The 21,083-nt window shown below is 37.8% G+C and carries 22 protein-coding genes; 5 read left to right on the top strand and 17 right to left on the bottom strand.

All coding sequences use genetic code 11. From position 1 onward, the window contains the following. Positions 1 to 27: 27 nt before the first annotated feature. Both UCH001_RS03135 and UCH001_RS03130 read right to left on the bottom strand, forming a co-directional pair. Positions 28 to 441: a hypothetical protein gene (locus UCH001_RS03135; RefSeq protein ID WP_145973101.1), complete on the bottom strand. Its 414-nt coding sequence runs from the start codon at positions 439 to 441 to the stop codon at positions 28 to 30. Positions 442 to 452: 11 nt separating this feature from the next. Further along, entirely contained in the window at positions 453 to 1,727 is a 1,275-nt protein-coding gene (locus UCH001_RS03130; RefSeq protein WP_145973100.1) for a sulfite oxidase, read from the bottom strand. Between the two features lie 250 nt (positions 1,728 to 1,977). Here UCH001_RS03130 and fliN point away from each other — a divergent pair, with 250 nt between their 5' ends. The 4 genes from fliN to UCH001_RS03110 are packed head-to-tail and all read left to right on the top strand — an operon-like array spanning position 1,978 to position 4,456. Further along, entirely contained in the window at positions 1,978 to 2,289 is a 312-nt protein-coding gene (gene fliN / locus UCH001_RS03125; RefSeq protein WP_067174184.1) for a flagellar motor switch protein FliN, read from the top strand. After that, positions 2,286 to 3,161 carry a hypothetical protein gene (locus tag UCH001_RS03120; RefSeq protein ID WP_067174180.1) on the top strand — a complete coding sequence of 292 codons (876 nt, stop codon included), beginning with the start codon at positions 2,286 to 2,288 and terminating at the stop codon, positions 3,159 to 3,161. The genes fliN and UCH001_RS03120 overlap by 4 nt, the downstream gene beginning before the upstream one ends. Before the next feature lie 6 nt (positions 3,162 to 3,167). Continuing rightward, a complete protein-coding gene (locus UCH001_RS03115) occupies positions 3,168 to 4,097 on the top strand; it encodes an AEC family transporter (protein WP_067174177.1) in 930 nt (309 codons plus the stop codon). Further along, on the top strand, positions 4,094 to 4,456 hold the full coding sequence (locus UCH001_RS03110; protein ID WP_067174176.1) for a hypothetical protein: 363 nt from the start codon (positions 4,094 to 4,096) through the stop codon (positions 4,454 to 4,456). Before UCH001_RS03115 ends, UCH001_RS03110 begins: the two co-directional genes overlap by 4 nt. Here UCH001_RS03110 and UCH001_RS03105 read toward each other — a convergent pair. Genes UCH001_RS03105 through gltB form a run of 8 tightly spaced genes read right to left on the bottom strand, consistent with a single transcriptional unit; the run spans position 4,450 to position 14,720 of the window. Then, the gene (locus tag UCH001_RS03105; RefSeq protein ID WP_067174173.1) at positions 4,450 to 5,388 is read right to left on the bottom strand and encodes a tRNA-dihydrouridine synthase; all 939 of its coding nucleotides are present in this window, start codon (positions 5,386 to 5,388) and stop codon (positions 4,450 to 4,452) included. The two genes, UCH001_RS03110 and UCH001_RS03105, sit on opposite strands and share 7 nt — an antisense overlap. Further along, positions 5,385 to 6,395 carry a fatty-acid--CoA ligase gene (locus UCH001_RS03100; RefSeq protein WP_067174171.1) on the bottom strand — a complete coding sequence of 337 codons (1,011 nt, stop codon included), beginning with the start codon at positions 6,393 to 6,395 and terminating at the stop codon, positions 5,385 to 5,387. Before UCH001_RS03100 ends, UCH001_RS03105 begins: the two co-directional genes overlap by 4 nt. A 13-nt stretch (positions 6,396 to 6,408) precedes the next feature. Further along, positions 6,409 to 6,768, bottom strand: a complete 360-nt coding sequence (gene dksA, locus UCH001_RS03095; RefSeq protein ID WP_067174168.1) for an RNA polymerase-binding protein DksA — start codon at positions 6,766 to 6,768, stop codon at positions 6,409 to 6,411. Positions 6,769 to 6,821: 53 nt separating this feature from the next. Then, complete coding sequence (locus tag UCH001_RS03090) at positions 6,822 to 7,277, bottom strand: 23S rRNA (pseudouridine(1915)-N(3))-methyltransferase RlmH (protein WP_067174165.1); 456 nt, start codon at positions 7,275 to 7,277, stop codon at positions 6,822 to 6,824. Then, positions 7,274 to 8,152, bottom strand: a complete 879-nt coding sequence (gene accD / locus UCH001_RS03085; protein ID WP_067174163.1) for an acetyl-CoA carboxylase, carboxyltransferase subunit beta — start codon at positions 8,150 to 8,152, stop codon at positions 7,274 to 7,276. The genes UCH001_RS03090 and accD overlap by 4 nt, the downstream gene beginning before the upstream one ends. Before the next feature lie 23 nt (positions 8,153 to 8,175). Then, a complete protein-coding gene (locus UCH001_RS03080; protein ID WP_067178451.1) occupies positions 8,176 to 8,901 on the bottom strand; it encodes an inositol monophosphatase family protein in 726 nt (241 codons plus the stop codon). 10 nt (positions 8,902 to 8,911) lie between these two features. Beyond that, positions 8,912 to 10,294 (bottom strand): glutamate synthase subunit beta, encoded by a 1,383-nt coding sequence (locus tag UCH001_RS03075; protein ID WP_067174160.1) that lies wholly within the window; start codon positions 10,292 to 10,294, stop codon positions 8,912 to 8,914. Position 10,295: 1 nt separating this feature from the next. Further along, positions 10,296 to 14,720 (bottom strand): glutamate synthase large subunit, encoded by a 4,425-nt coding sequence (gene gltB, locus UCH001_RS03070; RefSeq protein ID WP_067174157.1) that lies wholly within the window; start codon positions 14,718 to 14,720, stop codon positions 10,296 to 10,298. Positions 14,721 to 14,959: 239 nt separating this feature from the next. On the opposite strand from gltB, the gene recO reads away from it, so the two are divergent. Beyond that, positions 14,960 to 15,577, top strand: coding sequence for a recombination protein RecO (recO, locus tag UCH001_RS03065; protein WP_067174154.1), 618 nt, complete (start codon positions 14,960 to 14,962; stop codon positions 15,575 to 15,577). A gap of 87 nt (positions 15,578 to 15,664) precedes the next feature. Here the strand turns inward: recO and UCH001_RS03060 are convergent, their stop codons facing one another. The 7 genes from UCH001_RS03060 to UCH001_RS03030 form a co-directional block, all read right to left on the bottom strand. Then, positions 15,665 to 16,426, bottom strand: coding sequence for an ATP-binding protein (locus UCH001_RS03060; protein WP_067174152.1), 762 nt, complete (start codon positions 16,424 to 16,426; stop codon positions 15,665 to 15,667). Then, entirely contained in the window at positions 16,419 to 17,114 is a 696-nt protein-coding gene (locus UCH001_RS03055; RefSeq protein WP_067174149.1) for a 5'-methylthioadenosine/adenosylhomocysteine nucleosidase, read from the bottom strand. Before UCH001_RS03055 ends, UCH001_RS03060 begins: the two co-directional genes overlap by 8 nt. A gap of 11 nt (positions 17,115 to 17,125) precedes the next feature. Further along, on the bottom strand, positions 17,126 to 18,049 hold the full coding sequence (gene fabD / locus UCH001_RS03050; protein ID WP_067174146.1) for an ACP S-malonyltransferase: 924 nt from the start codon (positions 18,047 to 18,049) through the stop codon (positions 17,126 to 17,128). Positions 18,050 to 18,108: 59 nt separating this feature from the next. Further along, positions 18,109 to 18,834: a Fis family transcriptional regulator gene (locus UCH001_RS03045; RefSeq protein WP_231963955.1), complete on the bottom strand. Its 726-nt coding sequence runs from the start codon at positions 18,832 to 18,834 to the stop codon at positions 18,109 to 18,111. Between the two features lie 25 nt (positions 18,835 to 18,859). Continuing rightward, complete coding sequence (locus tag UCH001_RS03040; protein WP_067174141.1) at positions 18,860 to 19,489, bottom strand: peptidylprolyl isomerase; 630 nt, start codon at positions 19,487 to 19,489, stop codon at positions 18,860 to 18,862. Positions 19,490 to 19,599: 110 nt separating this feature from the next. Then, entirely contained in the window at positions 19,600 to 20,541 is a 942-nt protein-coding gene (locus tag UCH001_RS03035; RefSeq protein WP_067174138.1) for a tetratricopeptide repeat protein, read from the bottom strand. An 11-nt stretch (positions 20,542 to 20,552) separates the two neighbouring features. Next, on the bottom strand, positions 20,553 to 21,050 hold the full coding sequence (locus UCH001_RS03030; RefSeq protein WP_067174136.1) for an OmpA family protein: 498 nt from the start codon (positions 21,048 to 21,050) through the stop codon (positions 20,553 to 20,555). Positions 21,051 to 21,083 lie beyond the last annotated feature (33 nt).

Here is a 21,083-nt window from a genome sequence, read left to right as displayed (position 1 = left end):
CCTATATGCATAGGAGCTAACGACGTACTATTCTTGCCATTTCACTTTTAAAGGCGAACGTCGATACACAGGGCTTTGCCCATAATGTGTTGCTAGGTAATTGATGATGCGTGGCTCATCTGCCCCCAAATCCCAAAGACCTTGGTTTTTTTGCATATACACAATGGCATCTTTCCAATACTTTTCATTCCCGCGATTTTGCGTCACGAGTGTTGCACTGTGACACGCCACCGTACAGTTCCCTTTGACGACTTCAAACCCTTCTGCGATAACAAGGCCAGTCTCTTTGTCTATTTCAGGCGATTTAGTGGTTTTTGCTTCTGCTTTTACCGTTTTAGCAGGCTCTGCTTTAACAGGCACAAGGCTCGCTTCTTCTTTTGGAGCACACCCTAACACCAAAAGCCCGATAAAAACCAACAAACTCGTTGTGATTTTTCCCATCTGAACTCCTTTTAGACAATTTTTACAGCGATGCGGTGTGTTGCATTGTTGAGATAGCCTTTAGGATTCCATCCAGGAATTACCATCGGTTGAGAAACACCTTTTTTATCAACAGCACGCGCCCACAGCTCATAATACCCTTTAGAAGGAAATTTCAAATTGGCACTAAAACGTTGCCATGCAAATTTGTTGACAGGTTTTTTGAGGTTTGCTTTGATCCATGTTGCCCCAAAGTCAATGGAAACAAACACTTCTTTAACATCACCGATGCCACTCCACGCATTGCCTCGTATTTCGACTTTATCACCGAAGTTAAATTTTGCACCGGATGCTGGGTAGGTAATAAGTGATTTGATCGGCATCTCTTCAATGACGCACATGTTGCTGTTAGGCACATCGCTTGCAGGCTCTACAGGTGTGCAAGGATTACGATAGTCGTCCACCATTTTAGGGCCATCATGTACTTTATTGCGCACGACAATGCGGTTCAACCACTTACCACTCACAGATGCTGGGTAACCTGGGATGACAAGGCGCAAAGGATAGCCATTTTGTATAGGTAGTGGTGCTCCATTCATTTCCCATACAATCAAAGCATCTTCTTGCAACGCTTTTTTAATCGGAACACCCCTAGAAATCGGCACTTTAGTTGCATCACCACTCAAATGTGGGTCTGAACCATAGTACCCAATGTACACAGCATCGTTTTTGAGTCCAACATACTCTAGTACATCTTTAAGGCGCACACCTGTCCAAGAAGGGCAGCCCACTCCTCCTAATGTCCATTGATTGCCTTTTGCTGGAGGGTTAAATTCTGAACGCCCGTTACCTCCACATTCGATCACCAAGTTGCTGGTGTAGTTTTTGAATTTACTTTTGAGTTCTGCTATCGTAAATGTCACTGTACGCTTAGTGGACTCACTTTCCCTTGCTGGAGAATTTGGTGTTGCTTCAGAGCCGATGGTGAGTGTCCATGTCGCAGCATTGATGTTGGTTGGAACCAAGCCGTTGTTACGAATAAACATCAAATCGTTTGGCGTGACTTCACTATCCAAAAGGTGCGGTGGTGTTTCAGCCACAACTGGCTTATCACCAAGAACCACCAACTCTAAACTCTTACCAGGAATGTTCAGCTCCACCATAGTGGGTGCAGCCATAGCTACGGGAACTAGACCTCCTGGAAAATTACGTACAAAAGGGATTTCACTTCCCACTGCACTCATAAGGGCAAGGATGCCACTCTTCTTAAAAAAACCACGTCGATCGAGGGATGCGTTTTGACTCATACATTCTCCTTGTTGTCAACAAAATGGGGATACCCAAGCATTATAGTTTGGTATAGAAAAAACCAATGCTCTTTTTTTGAGTCAACTCAATAATTTAAGATATTTTTTTGTTATCACTAAAAAGACACACCAATGGCAGACAAACAGCTTAATAAACAATTTAAACAAAATAAACTATAATAAGACGTATATACCAAGGTTTGGAAGAGTTTTTGCTTACATAGGTTAACTCATCTTTAAAGGAATAACATTGGACGCAGTCGATCAAGAATATGTCGCACGCAAACTTCTCTCAGGGTTTGAAAATCTTTTAGATATTAGTGTTGACTTTGTTGCAGAACTTGGCACGACAAATATCACGATTCAGCGTCTGCTCAAACTTGAAAAAGGTTCTGTTATTGACCTTGAAAAACCTGCAGGTGAAAGCGTGGAACTTTACATCAACGGCAAGATTTTTGGTAAAGGCGAAGTCATGGTTTATGAAAAAAACCTTGCAATTCGTATCAATGAAATATTAGATTCTAAAACGGTGATTCAATACTTTAAAAAAGAGAGCCTATGAGACTTTTATTCGTTCTTATTAGTGCAGTAACGTGGCTAAGTGCTTCTAATCTTTTAACATACAATGTCTATGAAAGAAGTGATCGTGTCGATGTTATGCTCTCCTTCGATGCTCCTCATGAAGGTGGTATTTCTCAAAAAAGTGACGCTACTTCTATCACACTCACCATCAATGATCTTGGTTATGACAAAATGATCGAAAAGAGTATTAACTCTAACATCATTCAAGAACTCGCGATTATTCCTGAAAAAAACAATACACTCAAAGTCGTTCTTAAAAGTGATAAAAAAGTCAGTGTTGTTGCGTCTAAAACCGTTGATGGTTTTGGTCTTCGCATCAGAAGTAGCATTATGCAAGCACCTGCACAAAGTTCAGCAGAATCTACTACTGCTGCTACTGCGCTACCTGCGACATCATCTTCCGCAACAGATTTCATCGATACACGCTATATTATTGTTATTCTTACGTTGCTTTTCTTACTTGCTTTGATGTTCTGGATTAAAAAACGCTTGGGTATTCAAACAATTAGACCAGCTGCTGCGAGTAATGGTGGTGGAAAATCATGGCTTTTCAACCCAAAAACAGGCTCTCAACAAGAGGTCAATGTACTTCACAAAAAACAGATTGACAATCAAAACAGTGTCGTTTTATTTGAATATGGCACCATCAAATACCTTGTTATGACAGGAAATTCCAATGTTCTCTTGGAAAAATTTCAAAATGGTGAAGTCAAAGATGACAATGATTTTGAAAAGGTTTTTGAAGAAAATCGCAGACGTTTGGATGATTATCTCAAATTACAAGACAATAAACTCAGCACCTATAAAAATAAAGCTTCGGCAGATTATACGCCCTTAGATGCAATGCGTTAATACCTTATGACCATCGCCATCTCGATTTTGTCTATTTATGCCTTTATTTTGCTTGGTTTTATGGCAAAAAGAATGTTAAAAGATGAGATGAACGAAAAAGGGATGATTCTTCTCTCCATCTACTTTTTGCAACCCATGCTATCGTTTTGGGGACTTTCAAGCAAACCTATTGATTTTTCACTTTTACAAGCTCCTTTCTGGTACTTAGCGATTTCATTGATCTGTGTTCTTATCAGCTCCGTTATAGCCATACTCTTTTTCAAAGATGACATCAAAGAAAAGTCTATTATTATCATTTGTGTTATCATCGGTAATACAGGAAATTTAGGTATTCCTTTAGGTATTGCACTTTTTGGTGACGCATCCATCATCTACATGAGTATGATTAATATCACCAATGTTTTCATTGTTTACACGCTCGGTGTCTTTTTCTATTCACGCGGTAACTTTAGCATCAAACAGTCTCTTTTCAATATCATAAAATTGCCTGTGATTTGGTTTGCCTCTTTAGCACTTTTGATGAATGTCTTTGAGATCAAACTCCATCCTGCAATGAAAACGCCTTTAGAAATGGGCGCTTACTGTACCATGGTCATTCAGCTTGTTATCTTTGGAATGTACCTTTACAACATCAAGCTTCGCAGTATCAATTATAAACTGCTTTTACATGTAAGCTTCATTAAGTTTGGTATAACACCTATTATCGCTGCATCCATTCTTTACGGAGTACTCAATTTAGAGCCGATGGTCGCAACACTTATTTTCATTGAACTCATTGTTCCACTTGCAGTAACCAATGTCAATCTAGCAGCTTTGTATGAATGCAAACCGCTGGATGTAACCGTGTTGGTCTTTTTTACATCTTTAGTATTTATCCCTTTCTTTATTTTAGTGAGCAATCTTTTACATTACCTCAATATCGTGAGTATGCCATGAAGATAAATGATAAAGATGCAAGAGTCAAATACATTAGAGCTCTAGAGCGCTTTTTAGGGAGTTGTGTCAATGCCCTTAAAAATGAAAACTTTGACTTTGCACTCTTTGTGAAACGTGCAGAAAAAGGTCTGAAAACACTGCAGAAAGTTGAACCAACAAGACTGGATTCTACCTACACCAATGCTCTTCAAAACTATGTTAATTTAGTTTCAAATAGCATTACGCATATCGAAGATAGAGATATTGAAGAGACGCATAAACGCCTCTTGAAAGAGGCAAATTTGCTCGAGAAAGAGAAATATCGGGGAAGCTATAAAAAAGAAAAACATAAAGCACAAGGCTTTGATGACGGTTACTGAGCGAAAAAAGTCGCTATCGTTTCGCGCATGAGTGCATCATCTTCGATGCGGTTTATTTTATCTCTAAACTCAGACGCTTCACGAAACCCTTTCGAGTAGGTATGCAAATGTTTACGAAAAATGGAGTGTCCTTTTTCTCCATAAAAATCCACCATAGCATCGAAGTGTTCTAAGACAATCTCTAAAATCTTTGTTTTTTCAACATGTGTGAGTTCATTTTGTATCTGGTAAAAAATCCATGGATTTCCCACAGCACCTCGTCCTATCATCAAGCTGTTACAGCCTGTCACCTCTTTAACATGCAACGCTTTTTCGTAACTCGTAATGTCACCATTGGCAATAAGAGGGATCTTAACAGCAGCACGCGCTCTTGCAATAGCTTGATAATCAACTTCTGCTTTATACGCACCTGCACGAGTGCGGCCATGCATACTCATAAAGTCTACACCTGCGCTTTCACACGCTTTTGCGATTTCTTCTGGAATCTTAGTGGTAAAACCAAGGCGTACTTTTGCGCTGGTATAGCGCTTATTAGAGTACTTTTTAATGGTTTCAATGATCTTTTGCATATGCGGAAGATTGAGAAGTAAAGAGGAACCTGCTTCTTGAGAGATAATCTTTGGTACAGGACAACCGCAATTAAGGTCAATCCCATCAATGCCTTCAATATCATTAAGGACTAATACAGCCTCTTTGATGGACTCCAAATCAGAGCCTGCAATTTGAACGATGTAAGGTGTTTCAAGTGGTGATTTTGTCAACATCTTAAAGGTCTTCTCAGAACGATAACGCAAAGCATTTGCACTAATCATTTCAGAAAAGGTAACATCTGCACCAAACTTTTTAACAACAGAACGGAATGGGAGGTCAGTAAAGCCAGCAAGGGGAGCAAGGGCTAAAATGCCCCGCTCAAAATCTATCTCGTGAATCATAAACGCAAAAATTTGTCAATGTCGATACTTTTACCATGATCTCTAAGGAACATAATCGTTTTAAACTTCACAAAATCCTCAGGATCTGAGTTGAGTAAAAGTTCACGAATTTTATCAATCATTTGTAAATCATACAGTACATATAAGTATGCGTCAGCTGCAACATTGCCTTTTGAGTTGTATAACTTTTCAAAAAGGGCAATAAGCGCATCTGGGCTAAGTTTAATTTTAATTTCTCGTGCCAGCTCAAGATAATCTGCACGGTCTGCATTAAATTGCTCTAACATATCTTCGATGGATTTAATATCCATATCAAAACTATCATCAGCGTCTAAATAACGCTCCATCATACGGCGGAACGTACGTTTATCTTGTGGGAAGTCATAGCGTTTAATTTCATTGAAACTTGCAAAATCAAGAAGTGCATCATACGCTTTGAGGCACAATTCACTGTTAAGCTCTTTGCAGTTTTTAAGCACTTCAAGCGCAAAACGAGGCTCAATCTTGAGGCGATTAATACTATTTTGAATCACTAGAGGATTTGTTTTGGATAACTTGTATTTTTTGAGATCTTCATAGTTTCCATTTGCAACGCTAATAGCAACAGCACATGCATTGGCAACATCTTCTTCAATAAAAGATGCGGGTAACGTCGTATCAAAGCGCATACTTTGAAGCACTTTACCTGCAAATTTAAAACCATCTGTTTTATAAGTCGTAGTAACATCTTCACCTAAAATACGACTTTTAGCCGCTTCTTGAAACTGTTCAATATCTTTTTTCAAAGCTCTTTTGTATAAAAAATCTTTGAAGTTATAAAACACCAAATGTCCGATAGAAGCAATAGCCAATAATAAGACTGGAACAACCATCCAAAATGCTACAGGAAGGGTCAATGAGAGACCAAACAATTCAAGTGTAAAACTCTCACCATTAAAACTATAGACATACAGTCCAATGGCTAACATATAGATTAATGTTACAATGATATAACGTTTGATTCCCATTTGGTTGTCCTACCTACTTATTTTTTGCTGATTTTTCAATAATCTCACGGCACACAATACAATATCTTGCATGTGGCTTTACTTTAAGGCGTTGAAAGCCTATCTCTTCTTCACACATTTCACAGATACCATAACTACCATTTCTAATCTTATTGATAGCAAACTCAATTTCATTAAGCTCTTTCATCTGCTGTGCACTAATTGCTTGTTCAATCATACGATCAGTACTTACTGAAGCATGATCTGCTTCATCGCCAACATCGGTATCTTTGAGGTCTTCGATCTCTCGCATTGAGTCTTCGATATTTTTTTTGATTTGAACTCTTCTCTCTTTGAGAATGTCCTCAAAATGCTTTAATTCGTGCTCTCTCATCCTTTGTTTCCTTTACAAAAAATTGACCTAAAATTGCCCTGCATTATAATCAACTATTTATGATAGGGATGGTTGTTTTTTATACACAATCCCCGATAAATCTGCTCAAATAAAACCACCTTAGCGATTTTGTGCGCATATGTTAATCTACTTAAACTTATAATCTTTTGAGTTTTACCTAAAAAGACCTCATCAAACCCAAAAGCACCGCCAATGAAAAAATTAATACTCACATCTTGATCAAAAAGTGCGCTAAATTGTTCACTGCTTAACTGTTCACCCTCCACATCTAAGGCAACATTGTAGCCTTTTAGATAAGGTTCGTATGCTTTTGTGTAAGAAGCACGTGCCTCTTTCTCACCAATCATTTGTGCTGAGGCAATCTGTTTATTAAAGATCTTGATCTCTTCAACTTTTGCAAAGCGAGAGATCATTTTGGTGTATTCGCCTGCGATAGCCTCAAGTGACTTATCGCTACTCTTTTCGATCGTAAAGACCTTTACATTCATGCTTTGAGTCTTAACTCAAAGTCATCTTTTTTACAATTCTCGCCCAAAAGTCTCAATAAATCGGCAACGACTTTTTTCATATCAGTACGTGTCACAATCATATCAATCAAACCATGATCTAACAAGAACTCTGCTTTTTGGAAGCCTTCTGGTAAATCGGCACCTATGGTCTGTTTGATAACCCTTTGTCCTGCAAATCCTACAAGAGCACCAGGTTCAGCCATAATAATATCGCCCAAAAAGGCAAATGATGCACTAACTCCACCCATGGTTGGATCAGTTAAGATAGAAATGTAAGGTAACTTAGCATCGGCAAGCTTACTAAGCGCTGCAGATGTTTTTGACATTTGAAGTAGTGAGAATGTACTCTCTTGCATTCTAGCGCCACCGCTGGCACTCACGATAATGACGCCTTCTTTGTTGGCAATAGCCCTATTTATGGCACGTACAATTTTTTCACCTTCAACAGAACCTAAACTACCACCCATAAAAGCAAAATCAAATACAACTAGTTGTGTTTTAATACCATCAATGCTACATGAACCACACATGACGGAAGAGTTCTTGCCCGTTTTTTCTTGCGCCTCTTCAATACGCTTTTTGTACGATTTTTTATCCACAAATTTGAGAGGATCAATTGGCACTAAATTAGCATCAAATTCAACGAAACTTCCTTCATCGCATAGCTGTTCAATGCGTTGTTTCGCAGAAATACGCATATGAAAACCACATTTAGGACACACATTGAAACGTTGTTCGATCTCTTTGTAATACATTAAAGATTGGCATGCACTGCACTTAACCCAGTGGCTTGGAGCTTCGCTTGGAGCAGATTGAGTCTTTCGGATTTTAGAGAAAATTTCTGCAAATCGCATAGGTTTTTATCCTCTTTTTAAAGCTAATTGCTTATAAATAAACTTTTTATTTTATCAAAAATTTCCTTATCTTTGCTTACGAGGAAAATATTCCCCTCATAAAAGCTATGTAAATCCTCGCACATAAAGAGACCTGCCTCAACATCATACGAACGCATAGCTCCCTCATAAAGGACAAAAGAAACATCGTGTGCATAGGCTAAAGAGAGGGCAAATGCTCCAGGAGATCGATACTTAATATGAGCACTTTGTAACTTTTCGTGTGCTACATAAGAGCAGTAAGAACGCTCAAATATTCCTACCTTTGAAAAGGAGTTATTGGTGACTAAAGAGAACTCATTTTTACCAATTTTACCTTGACGTAAACCATTTTCATCTTTAATAAAAACGTCACCATTCGCAAGATTGGTAATCATCGCCTTCGTGCAAATCTCATTTTCAAAATAGGCAATGGAAGTCCCATAATAAGGAAGATGAGAGAGAAGATTATCGCTGCCATCGATGGGGTCAAGTACGATACGCACTGAAGAGGAAGGATTTTCTATAACCCCACTCTCTTCAGAAATAATTTCACCAAAAGGAAGCAAATGTTTTATAAAAATCTGTTCTGCTTCAAGATCAATTCCAGCACTTCTATCACCCCCAGCACCTACTTCAAAGGATTGATGATGTGAGACATCCAATCCTTTGATATGCAAAAGCTCTGAGAGTTCTCTGTTTGCACGTAAAGCAGCTTCTATAAAGCTCACGTTAGGCTCATTATCCAAGCAGTTTTTTAATGATGCTAAGAGCGGCTTCTTTGCCCTCTTTAGCAGCTGTTACAACAAGATCAGAGCCTCGTTTACAATCTCCACCTGCATAAACGCCCAATTTTGTTGTTTGGTACTCATGATTGACAACAATACAACCGTTTTTATTGACTTCAATGCCATTTTCTGCAAGGAATGTCGGTACAGTTGGTGTAAAGCCAAGTGCAAAGATAATAACATCTGCATCAACTCTAAAATCGCCACCTTTGACGATTTCAACGCATTGACGGCAACTTGCATCTTTTGCACCCAAAATCGTTTTATGCATATCGATACCAATCACTTGACCTTCAGAGTTCACTAAAATCTCTTTAGGAGTAACGTTATACACAAACTCTGCGCCCTCTTCAATCGCATTTTTAAACTCTTTTTTAGAGCCTGGCATATTGTATTTATCGCGTCTGTAAAGACAGGTGACACTTTTAGCACCTTCACGAATAGATGTCCTTAAACAATCCATTGCGGTATCACCACCACCGATAACGACGACATTTTTATTTTTTACTTCAAATTTTTTATCGTAACTCTCACCAAAAAGTTTCTTTTGAATGGAGCGTAAAAAATCAATCGCCATGAAAACACCTTGCGCATTTTCATTTGCTACATTTGCTTTACGAGGGCTTTCTGCACCAATACTTAAAAAGAGTGCATCATGACTGTGTGCGATTTCATCAAAGCTGACATCCTTACCAACGTATGTGTTAACATGAAGATCCATACCAGCCTCTTGAAGCCATCTAACACGGCGCGCTACCACATCTTTATCCAGTTTAAAGCCAGGGATTCCATAGGTTAAAAGACCACCCGCTTTATTTTGTTTATCGTACATGCTAACCGCAATACCTGCACGTAATAGATATGTCGCACAAGCAAGTCCCGCAGGACCGGCTCCGATAACCGCCACTTTTTTCTTAGTAGTAATACCAGGGAAGGTCGGTTTAAGCCCTTTTTTAAAGCCTTCCTCAGAGATAAACGTTTCAATCGCACCAATGGTAATTGCACCATGCCCGTCATTGAGCGTACAATCGCCTTCACAAAGACGGTCTTGTGGACAAATACGTCCTGTGATTTCAGGATACGGATTGGTCTCATTGGAGAGATTAAACGCAAGTTCTCTCTTCATAGCACTCGTTGCCTTTAACCAAAACGGAATATAGTTGTGCAAAGGACATTTACTATGGCAAAATGGATCACCACATTGGATACAACGATCCGCTTGAGACGATGCATCTTCTTTACTAAAAATTTCGTAAATTTCTTTAAAATCTTTTACTCTATCGCCAGTTGAGCGCTTTCTTGGCTCATATCTCTCTTCATTCACAAAATTTTGCATCTTAGTCTCCTTGCTCCGGATTGAGTGGTACCTTGGTCATGTCTTTAGGTCGCACTATCCAAAAATCTCTTACCGCATGGCGGAAATTCTCTAAAATTTGTGTCGCTTTAAAGCTTGCTGTCTCATTGATATGGGTTCGTAAAAGGCGTTTTAGGAAGTGACGTGCCTCATCCATATCATCGGTATCAATACGCTCTGCAATAACCAATTCTTGGTTGAGTTTATCGATAAAATCACGTGACTCATCGTAGATAAATGCAACACCACCTGTCATACCTGCACCAAAGTTGACACCTGTATTTCCAAGGATTGCAACAACACCACCTGTCATATATTCACACGCGTGGTCACCCGTTCCTTCAACAACAGCGGTAGCACCTGAGTTTCTAACACAGAAACGCTCTCCTACATTACCTGCGATGTAGAGCTTTCCACCCGTTGCACCATACAAACAGGTATTACCTGCACATGAATAGCCTCTACCTTGGAATTTTGGAGCAATGACGATTTTACCGCCATTCATACCTTTACCAACATAGTCATTTGCGGTACCTTTAAGATTAATGCTAAGTCCATTTGCCAAGAAAGCACCCAATGATTGACCTGCAACGCCATTAAGTCTAAAGACAATGCTGTCATCTTTAAGGCCTTTGTTACCATAGAATTTCGCAATCTCACCACTAATGAGTGTTCCAAAACTTCTGTTTGTATTGCAAATACTTCGATGTAAAACAATTTTCTCATCTGGGTTTTCGATGACTTTATAGATCTCTTTTAAAATCTCTTTCTCAAACTCATTTTTATCGAATGGATCGTTCGCTTTACCATTGTGTGTATTTGGACCTTCTAATCTCATGAGTACCGATGAGAAATCGAATTTTTTAGCAAATTCGTCATCAATGACGCTAAGTAGATCACTTCTACCAATGATGTCTTCCAATTTCTCGTAGCCAAGATGCGCTAAGATCTCTCTTACATCTTCTGCTAACAGGGTGAAGAAGTTGATGAGTTTATCAACTGTTCCAACAAAGTGCTCTCTTAGTTTCTCATCTTGTGTTGCCACACCCACAGAACAACGGTTTAGGTGACATACACGAAGTACTTTACAACCGATGATGGTTAGAGAAAGTGTACCAAATGCATAACTCTCAGCGCCTAAAAGAGCTGCTTTAATGACATCAAGACCTGTTTTGAGTCCACCATCGGTTTGAAGATGAACGTTATCTCTAAGATGGTTTGCTTTAAGTGCATTGTGTGCTTCACTTAAGCCAATTTCCCATGGATTGCCCGCAAATTTGATCGAAGTTAATGGAGCCGCACCTGTACCACCGTCACCACCAGAAATGATGATTTTATCGGCATACGCTTTAGCCACACCCGCTGCAATCGTTCCAACACCCGCAGTTGATACGAGTTTAACGGTAATGATTGCTTCAGGATTGATCTGTTTCATATCAAAAATAAGCTGTGCCAAATCCTCAATCGAATAAATATCGTGATGAGGTGGTGGTGAAATCAACGTAACACCTGGGATGGTGTAACGAAGGCTTGCAATTAAAGGCGTTACTTTATGTCCTGGAAGTTGTCCACCCTCACCTGGTTTTGCACCTTGTGCTACTTTGATTTGAATCTCTGTCGCTGAGCGTAAATACTCAGGAGTAACACCAAAACGTCCTGATGCGATCTGCTTGATTTTTGAATTTTTATTGGTTTTAAGACGCTCTGGCGCTTCACCACCCTCACCTGAGTTACTCATACCACCGATCTTATTCATCGCTTCACCGAGTGCCTCATGTGCCTCTGGTGAGATAGAACCAAGACTCATCGCAGCCGTTGCAAAACGTTTAAAGATTGCCTCTTTTGACTCTACTTTTTCTAATGCTATTGGCTCACGATCCGATTTAAGTTCAAAAAAGTCACGAATCATTTTAAAGCCACGGTTATTTACCAGCTTTGTAAACTCATGGAAATCTTTTTTATCTCCCGTAACGGTTGCTTTATGAATTGCATGAATAGCATGTGGATGATAATCATGATACTCTTGACCATCAATGTATTTGTAAAAACCACCAATTTCAAGTGGGAATAGTTTTTTAGTAATGTTTAACTCATACGCATGATGATGATTACGAACGAGACGCTCTTCAACATCTTCATATGAAAGTCCAGGAATCAATGAAATAGCACCATCAAAACATTCATGTACCATATCTTTGCCAAGTCCTAAAACGTCAAACAATGCAGAGTTTCTGTACGATGCGATGGTTGCGATACCCATTTTTGACATGACTTTTAAAAGTCCTTGTCCTAAAGCATGGTTTACATTTTTTAGTTTTGTTTTGATTTCATAAGAGCCCATTTCACTCTTTTTGCATTCATCTAAAACCGTTGCATAAAGTAAATATGGGTAAATAGCACTCGCACCAAAACCAACCATACATGCACATGAGTGTGTATCGATCGCTTCGCCTGAAATGGCAACAATAGATGTCAATGAACGAACACCCTCATCTAAAAGGACTTGGTTGACACGACCAATAACCATGATCATCGGCATTGGCTTTAATTTAGCGCTCATACCACGGTCATCGAGGAAGATAATGCGAATACCGTCATTTTTAACTGCTTGAACGATGTCATACGCTAGATCTTCAAGGCTACCTTTTAAGTTATCTTCAAAAAGAGTCGAGAAGTAACGGTTTTTATACTCATCTTTATAACGTGGTTTACTTGGATCTCCAAAAGAGTCTAAGATTTCGTATTTTTCTTGCATCATAATTGGTGAAATTGATTTAATGCGTACCGCATGACCTGGGTTCTCTTCCAAGATATTGCGAATTTCACCAAAGCTGGTATTTAAGCTCATTACCACTTTCTCACGAATTGGGTCAATTGGTGGGTTGGTAACTTGTGCAAATTTTTGTTTAAAGTAATCACTAAAATTACGTTGTACTTTACTAAAGGCAGCCATTGGAGTGTCATCGCCCATAGAGCCAACACCCTCTTTACCGTCTTTCATCATCGGCTCAATAACCATATTTTTGACTTCTTGAGTGATGTTGAAGTAGCGTTGTTCAAGTTCTAAATTTTCACGTACATAGTCTGTTGTTTTTGAAAAAGGAATGTCTACGAACTCTTGTAAGTAAACAAGCCCTTTATTGAGCCACTCTGTATAGGTGTTTGAACTTTTGAGGTAATCATTAATATCATCATTTTTCATGATCTTGCCAAATTTCAGATCAAGCCCGATCATCTGACCACTTTGTAAACGACCTCGCTCAATGATGTTGTCTTCTTCGATATCTAAAACACCATACTCTGAAGAGATAATGATACGATCATCTTTAGTGATGATGTATTTTGCAGGACGAAGACCATTTCTATCTAAAACACAGGCGATATGACGACCATCGGTTAAAGAGATCGCTGCTGGACCATCCCATGGCTCAAAATTGATACTTGAAAATTCATAAAATGCTCTTAGTTCTGAGTCCATATGTGGGGCATTTTGCCATGGAGCTGGGATAAGTGATCGAACGGCTTTAAAAAAGTCAAATCCATTAATCAGCATAAATTCAAACATATTATCCAAACTTGCACTATCACTGACATCATTAGTTGTTAATGGATAAAGTCTTTGAAGTTCTTCGTCAGAGAAGATAGCACTTTTAATGCACTCACTCTTCACTTGTGTATAGAAACGATTTGCAGAAATTGAGTTAATTTCACCATTGTGCGCTAAAGTACGGAATGGCTGAGCCAATTTCCATTTTGGAAGAGTATTGGTTGAAAAGCGTTGGTGAAAGAGTGCAAACGTTGCTTTAAAATCAGTATCGCTTAAGTCAGGGAAAAAGGTTTTGATGTAGGTAGGCATCACTAAACCTTTATACGAAATCACTTTACTTGAAAATGACGCAATATAAAAATCAGATTCATTTGCCAGTTTTTTCTCTACCATTTTACGGGTAAGGTATAAAAGCGCTTCAAAACGTTTTGTTGCAACTAAAGAAGAAGATGTGACAAACGCTTGAACAATTTGAGGTAACGAATCAAGTGCTAATTTACCAAGGGCTTTTGTTTTTACAGGAACATCGCGGTACAAAAGAACTTTAAGATCGTTTTGTTCACAGGTTTCTTCAAAAATTCGTTTTTGCTCATCCGTTGTTAAAAAAATCATAGCAACAGCAAATTGCTTTGGAAGATCAACTCCTAATTTATGTGCCTCTTTTTTCATGAACTCATTTGGCATAGAGAAAAGGAGTCCGCTGCCATCACCACTCTTGCCATCTGCAGCAATAGCGCCTCTGTGCATCATTCTCTCTAATGCCGTGATAGCGTCTTCAACATTTTCATGGGTTGGAATGTTTTTTATATTTGCGATTAAACCAAAACCGCAATTGTCTTTAAATCCTGTAATAAGATCCATTTCACAAGCCTTTTGTGGAATTTTCATCAAAATTCTGACGAAATCTGACAAATTTTTAAGCTAAAAGCGAGGGATGATACACGAATAATGCTTATTTTTCAATTAAACACTATTTTTCGATGTTTGCAAGACTTTATTACCATAAATAAAATTAATTGTCAATAAATTTTAAAATATAAATTATATTAACTAATTTTTTTATTTAAGAATAAAAAAATAGATAGATGATAAAATTCTCTATGCAAGGATATATTATCAATTTGAACCGTGTTAAAGATGAAGACTTAATTGTCACTATTTTAACGCAAAATAGCATCAAAACCGTTTATAGATTTTATGGTGCACGCCACTCTACCATTCATTTGGGTTATAAAATCGATTTTGAGGCTATTCCTTCTCTCAAATCTTCCCTATCACAGCTTCGCTCCATTATGCATCTTGGAACGCCTTGGAATAATCAGCGAGAACGCATGCTCATTTGGCAGCCTTTTATTAGGCTCTTTTACATGCATCTCAAAGATATCGCAACTATTGATCCCTTCTATTTTGAACTCCTAGAAGAGTGTTCTGCCATTTGGCATAAACAGAACCCTAAACGTATTGCTATTGAGGCGTATATCAAGCTTTTAGCCTATGAGGGGCGATTACATGATGATTTTATCTGTTTCAATTGTGAAGAAGAGATTGTAGAAGATTTAACGCTTATACGCGCTTTTTTACCTGCACATAAAACATGTGCGTGGAATCAAACTTTTGAACATAAACATATCAAACATCTTTTTGAGGAACAAAGCACCATAGCGCTTGATGATGAACAAATCGATGTGTTGTGGAAAATTTTATTAGAAGGGTTTTGATTTTATTTTATACGGCTGTTAGGCAAAGCCTAACAACCTACGCTGCACTATACGCTAAAGCTTACTTCTTTCGAAGCAGAGTATGTGCTAAGAAAGTTCTTCTAAGAAACGCTCATCGCAAAAACTACTTACTTGAATATTCTCAAATGCTTTTTTGAGTGAAACAAAAAGCTCAGGATTTTCTTTCTCCATATTGGCTAGCATCTCTTTTGTTTGTGCACGCATAACAGGCATTTTAACATCAAAACGCATTGCTGGGCATGCTTCATCACCAATGGTTGGCATATTGTGTTCTTTCGCACAATCACGTAATTGTCTCTCACGCGCATGTATAAGTGGACGAATAACCAATAGACCATTTTGTGCTTTATAAATGGGTGGCATAGAACGTAGCGTTCCGTTGTGTGAAAAGTTCATAAAAAAACTCTCAACAGCATCATCAAGATGATGAGCCAATGCTAATTTTTTATAACCATGCTCAAGTGCATACGTGTATAATGCCCCTCTTCTCATTCGCGAAAAGAAACTGCAGAAAGAAGAATTTTCACGAATTTTATCTTGTGCTAAATCAAAAATCTTTGTATCAACAATTTCATGGTCTATACCATGCTCTAAACAGTGATTATGTAATGTTTGGAGATCTTCACCCATACCATACGCAATGGTAACTGCTTTAAATTCAAAATCAAAAGGAGCTACACGTTGCATGTGTTTTAAAATATGTGCAAGGCTTAAAGAGTCTTTACCACCACTAAGACCGAGCAATATTTTATCGCCCTCTTTAATGAGGTTATAACGTGCATTGGTACGACCTGCTATACGTAAAAGACGTTTACTAATTTCAAGCATTGGCTAATTCGTCCAACATCGCTATAATGAACGCAGCACTCTCTTTTGCTGAGCTTACTAAAAATTCATCAAAGCTAAATCCAGCATCCATATCAGCAGCATCACTGATTGCTCTTAAAACACAAAATGGTACATTTAAAGCATCACACACAACAGCAACGGAGGCACCTTCCATTTCGGTAGCATCTGCATTGAATGTTGTATGAATCCACTCTTTTTTAACGTTATCGCAGATAAATTGATCACCTGTCGCGATAATGCCTTCAAGTAATTTAATCTTTTGAGCAGTTGCTATTTTTTTAGCTAATGCAGTTAAATTTTTATCTGTTTCAACATACACAGAGCCCTCTGGTACATAACCATGAGGATGCCCAAACGCTGTAATGTCAAGGTCATGTTGAGTCAGCTTTGTTGCGACAAGTAAATCTCCTACCTTTAAAGAAGGATTTAAGGCCCCTGCAACACCTGAAAAAAGAAGTTTTTGAGCACCAAATTTTTCGATAAGCGTTGAAGCCGTCAAGCTTGCATTCACTTTACCAATTTTGCTGTATGCAATAACTAAATCCAAACCTTTATAGGTTGTTGTGTAATAACGGTTTTTTGCAAATTCTAATGTTTCATATTTTCCAAAAAATTCTAAAAGTGGAGTAATCTCTTCGACCATCGCACCCATAATTGCTATTTTCATTTTTATCCTTATTATAAAAGTGCAAGCACTTCTTCTAAACTTTTCATATCCGTAATGCTATGTGTTGGTTTTTGAGAAATTCGTTTATTTAACCCTTTTAACACAGAACCACCAAATTCAATAAAACACTCTATCGAGGACTCTACATTTAAAATAGACTGTTTGTATTTTACAGGTGAGACTAATTGCTCTGATAAGAGTTTTGTAGCTTCATTTTTTGTTTGATAAGCACGTGCTGTCACATTTGAGATTACAGGTGTTAGAAAACTCTCTTTAAGCCATTTATCCAAATAAGCCTCTAGTTGTGGCTGAGCAGAACTTAACAATGGACAATGACTCGCTACAGACATAGGAAGCAGAACAGATTTTTTAGCACCAGCCTCCTTAAAGAGTGGCTCTAAAGATGCTAAATCATCTTTGTTACCTGCAATAACAATCTGACCATCACCATTATAATTTGCAGCCCAAACTTTTTTCCCTAGTTCTCTTTCTTTTTCTGTAAGATTTTCAACGGTACCATCATCTAGACCTAAAAGTGCCATCATCCCAGCATTAATGCCTTCACATGCTTGCTTCATTAAAAGCCCTCGTTGATGAACCAATTCAACCGCATCTAAATAATCCATAGCACCTGCTGCGCTAATTGCAGAAAATTCGCCTAAAGAGTGTCCTAAAACTGCTTTAGGAGCTATTTTACATTGTTCGACAAAAAGACGGTGCGCAATTAAACTCACCAATAAAATAGCTGGTTGTGAGTATTCTGTTTGATCTAATTTATCGTTTTCTTCAAATAAAAGATGTGCAAAATCAAAACCTACTCTTTGACTTGCTTTTTCAATCATCTCTTTAGCGAGTGAAGAGTTGTCGTAAAAATCTTTTCCCATACCAATTTTTTGACTTCCTTGTCCGGGAAAAATAAAGATACTATTATTCATTGATTAACCTTTTATATTTTATGATATAGGTTTTTTACGTCAAAAAATAAACGTAAAACCTAGTCTATTTTTAATCTATCTTTGTAATCGTTGATTTTTTTACGCAGTGTATTTCGATTAAGTCCAAATTTTTCACTAATTGCAAGTTGTGATCCAAATTTGGCATAACCACTTTTAATCATTGGCACGTCAAAAAGGTACAAGAGATCACGATAGTCATTTCGTCCACCAATACGTTGAGACAAGAAACGTTCCATCATGACTAGAATTTCATCTTCACCAAATGAGTTCATTAAATACGCATTATAAACAGATCGTCTGAGTGAATAACAATTCTTTGTAAGATCTGGTGTAATCTCATCTAAACAAGGTGTTTCTCCAAACTCTCCATCAAACATTATGCATGCCTCATGAGCAAATTTTTCCATTAATGGGATAACATCTTCTTCTCGTTCACGCAGTGGTGGAATAACAATTTTGAGACTAAAGAATTCATCCATTAATGGCTCACCTATTGGCAAGCTTGAAGTTGCAATAATGCGTGTTTTATGTGCATCCAATGCAATTTTTAGTTTTTTATAATTTGTAATTTTATGAAAGTTTTTGACGATGAGACTACTGTTTGTTTCAATAAGCGCTAAGAGTTCATTGAAAGCACTCGCATCGACAATAGGTGCTGAGACAATATGTTGAGCAAGTGTTTGCTTACCCACACCACTTTCGCCTAAAATCAGTGCATTGATGGTAACACTTTTGAGGAGATTCGCAGATTTAAGAGCCTCCATAGAGGCTCTTGATTTCGCTATATAATTAGTGTGATCCACAGCATCCGCCACCATGTGAGTGACCTTCACCGCCGCAGCATCCACCTTCACCATGCGCATGATCATGTCCATGACCACCACAACATTCATCATCATCACTATCTGTAGTGTGGCAACTGCCACCTGAACCACATCCACAACCACCGTGTCCACCACCAACGTAACCATTTAAGATTTCGTCAGCTGTTGCATCACGTACTTCAACAACATTGATTGCAAATAAAAGATCTTTTCCAGCTAATGGATGATTAAAATCGATTTCAACAGTCTCATCATTAAAGTTTTTAACAATAACTTGAACTGTCTCGCCGTGCTCACCTTGACCATAAAGAGTCATACCAACTTGAAGCTCAAGTCCAGCAAATTGCTCTTTTGGTAATGTTTGAACAGCATTATCATCATATACACCATATGCATCTACTGCTGCTACTTTAATATCTGCTTTTTCACCAACTTTAAGATCTTTGATTTTCTCTTCTAATCCTGGAATAATTTGACCTTTTCCAACGATAAAAGAGAGTGGTGCTGCATTAATATTACTATCTAATATTTCACCATTATCAACATTTCTAAGCTCATAATGGATTGAAACTACTTGATTATCACTAATACTCATATGTTCTCCCTTAATTTATAAACAAGGGATTGTAACATATATTTGTTGTATATGCCCTTAGGCGGAAGTTTTAAGTCTATTTTTTGTGCAAAAGTATGGTTAAAAAAGTGTTATTTAACTTTTTTAGCTTCTGGTGAGTCAGGATAACTCTCTTTAAGAGCTTTGTAAAAACCTTGAGCCTCTTTAGTCTTTCCAAGTTTTTCAAATGAAGCACCTGTATGGTAAAGAAGTGTAGGAGTATAGGCAGCTTTATCAAAGAGTGCAATACTTGATTTATAGTGTTCTATCGCAGTAGTGTAGGATTTTTGGCTAAAAGAAATTTCACCAAGATTAAAATTTACTTTTGCAGGTTTATAATTACGATTTAAAAGCTCATTATATAAAGCTTGCGCTTCAGTATAAGACTTTTTATCATAATACTCATCTGCCTCTTTCATTAGCGTTGCACTATCTTTTGTGCTCAACTCTTTCGCTGAAATTACTTTTGAAGATGCTGGCGCTGTTTCTTTAGTAGCGTCTTTTTTTGTGGTTTCTGGTGCTGTAGTGGCCTTAGAAGAAGCTCCTTTGCCGCCTCTAACTTCATTAGCAAGTTGATCAAATTTATCTTTAGGAACATAGTTTTTATTGATTGAATCAATTAGTGTACCAAGTTCACCAACAACAACTTTGATTTTATCTTGGTTTTCAATCTGAATTTTGCGACTTTCTTCAACATACTCTCGAAGTTTTTTATTTTCTTCTTCAAGCTGACGCATTTTTTCATCTTGTTTGGCAATTTTAGTCGCATAACTGTCCATGACAGAACGCATTCCTTCGTACTGTTCAGAAACATTACTCAAATCAGCTTTGCTACTACTACTTATACTTTCATTAATAGTTGCTGTTCTTTGATTGTTTTGAGGTTTTTTGTCACTAACACTTACTGTGTTACTATATGAAGAAGAACTGGAAGTTCCGCTACTAAAATCGCTGGATCCAAAAGCTGAGGGTTCACTCGATAGCGCTGCTATAGGCAGCAACGCTATCGAAAATAGAAAAATTTGTTTTTTCATCAAAGCAAAAATTATGGAAGTACTTTAAATTCTGCTCTTCTGTTTTTAGACCAACAATCTTTATTGTGCTCTGTACATGCAGGATTGCTCTCGCCATAACTTACTACAGTTACTCTATCAGCAACCATACCTTTTGCAACTAAACCATCTTTAACACTTTTTGCTCTTTTAAGACCAAGTGCATAGTTGTATTCGTCTGTACCGAATTCGTCACAGTTACCTTCAACTTTGATTGAGAAGCTTTTTGCTTCAGCAGAGTTGAATAATGCTGCGTTTGCATCGATATTAGCTTGTTGATCTTTTCTGATGTTGTATTTGTCAAAATCAAAATAGATTGTTTTAGAGTTAGCCTCTAAAGAAGCAATCAATTTTTGAAGTGCACTCATACCATCTGTAGTACCTTTTGTATCACTAGTACCTTTAGTCATATCGACTTCTGGACTTTTTTGGCTACAACCTGTTAAAACCAAAACCGCTACCGCTAAGCTTGTTAAAGCTAATTTACCCATTATTAGATCCTTTTTAAAAGTTCAAATTTAAAA

The sequence above is a fragment of the Sulfurospirillum sp. UCH001 genome (assembly GCF_001548035.1).
GTDB lineage: Bacteria > Campylobacterota > Campylobacteria > Campylobacterales > Sulfurospirillaceae > Sulfurospirillum.
Note: the sequence above shows the minus strand (reverse complement) of the source record. Positions and strands in the feature narration are given on the sequence as shown.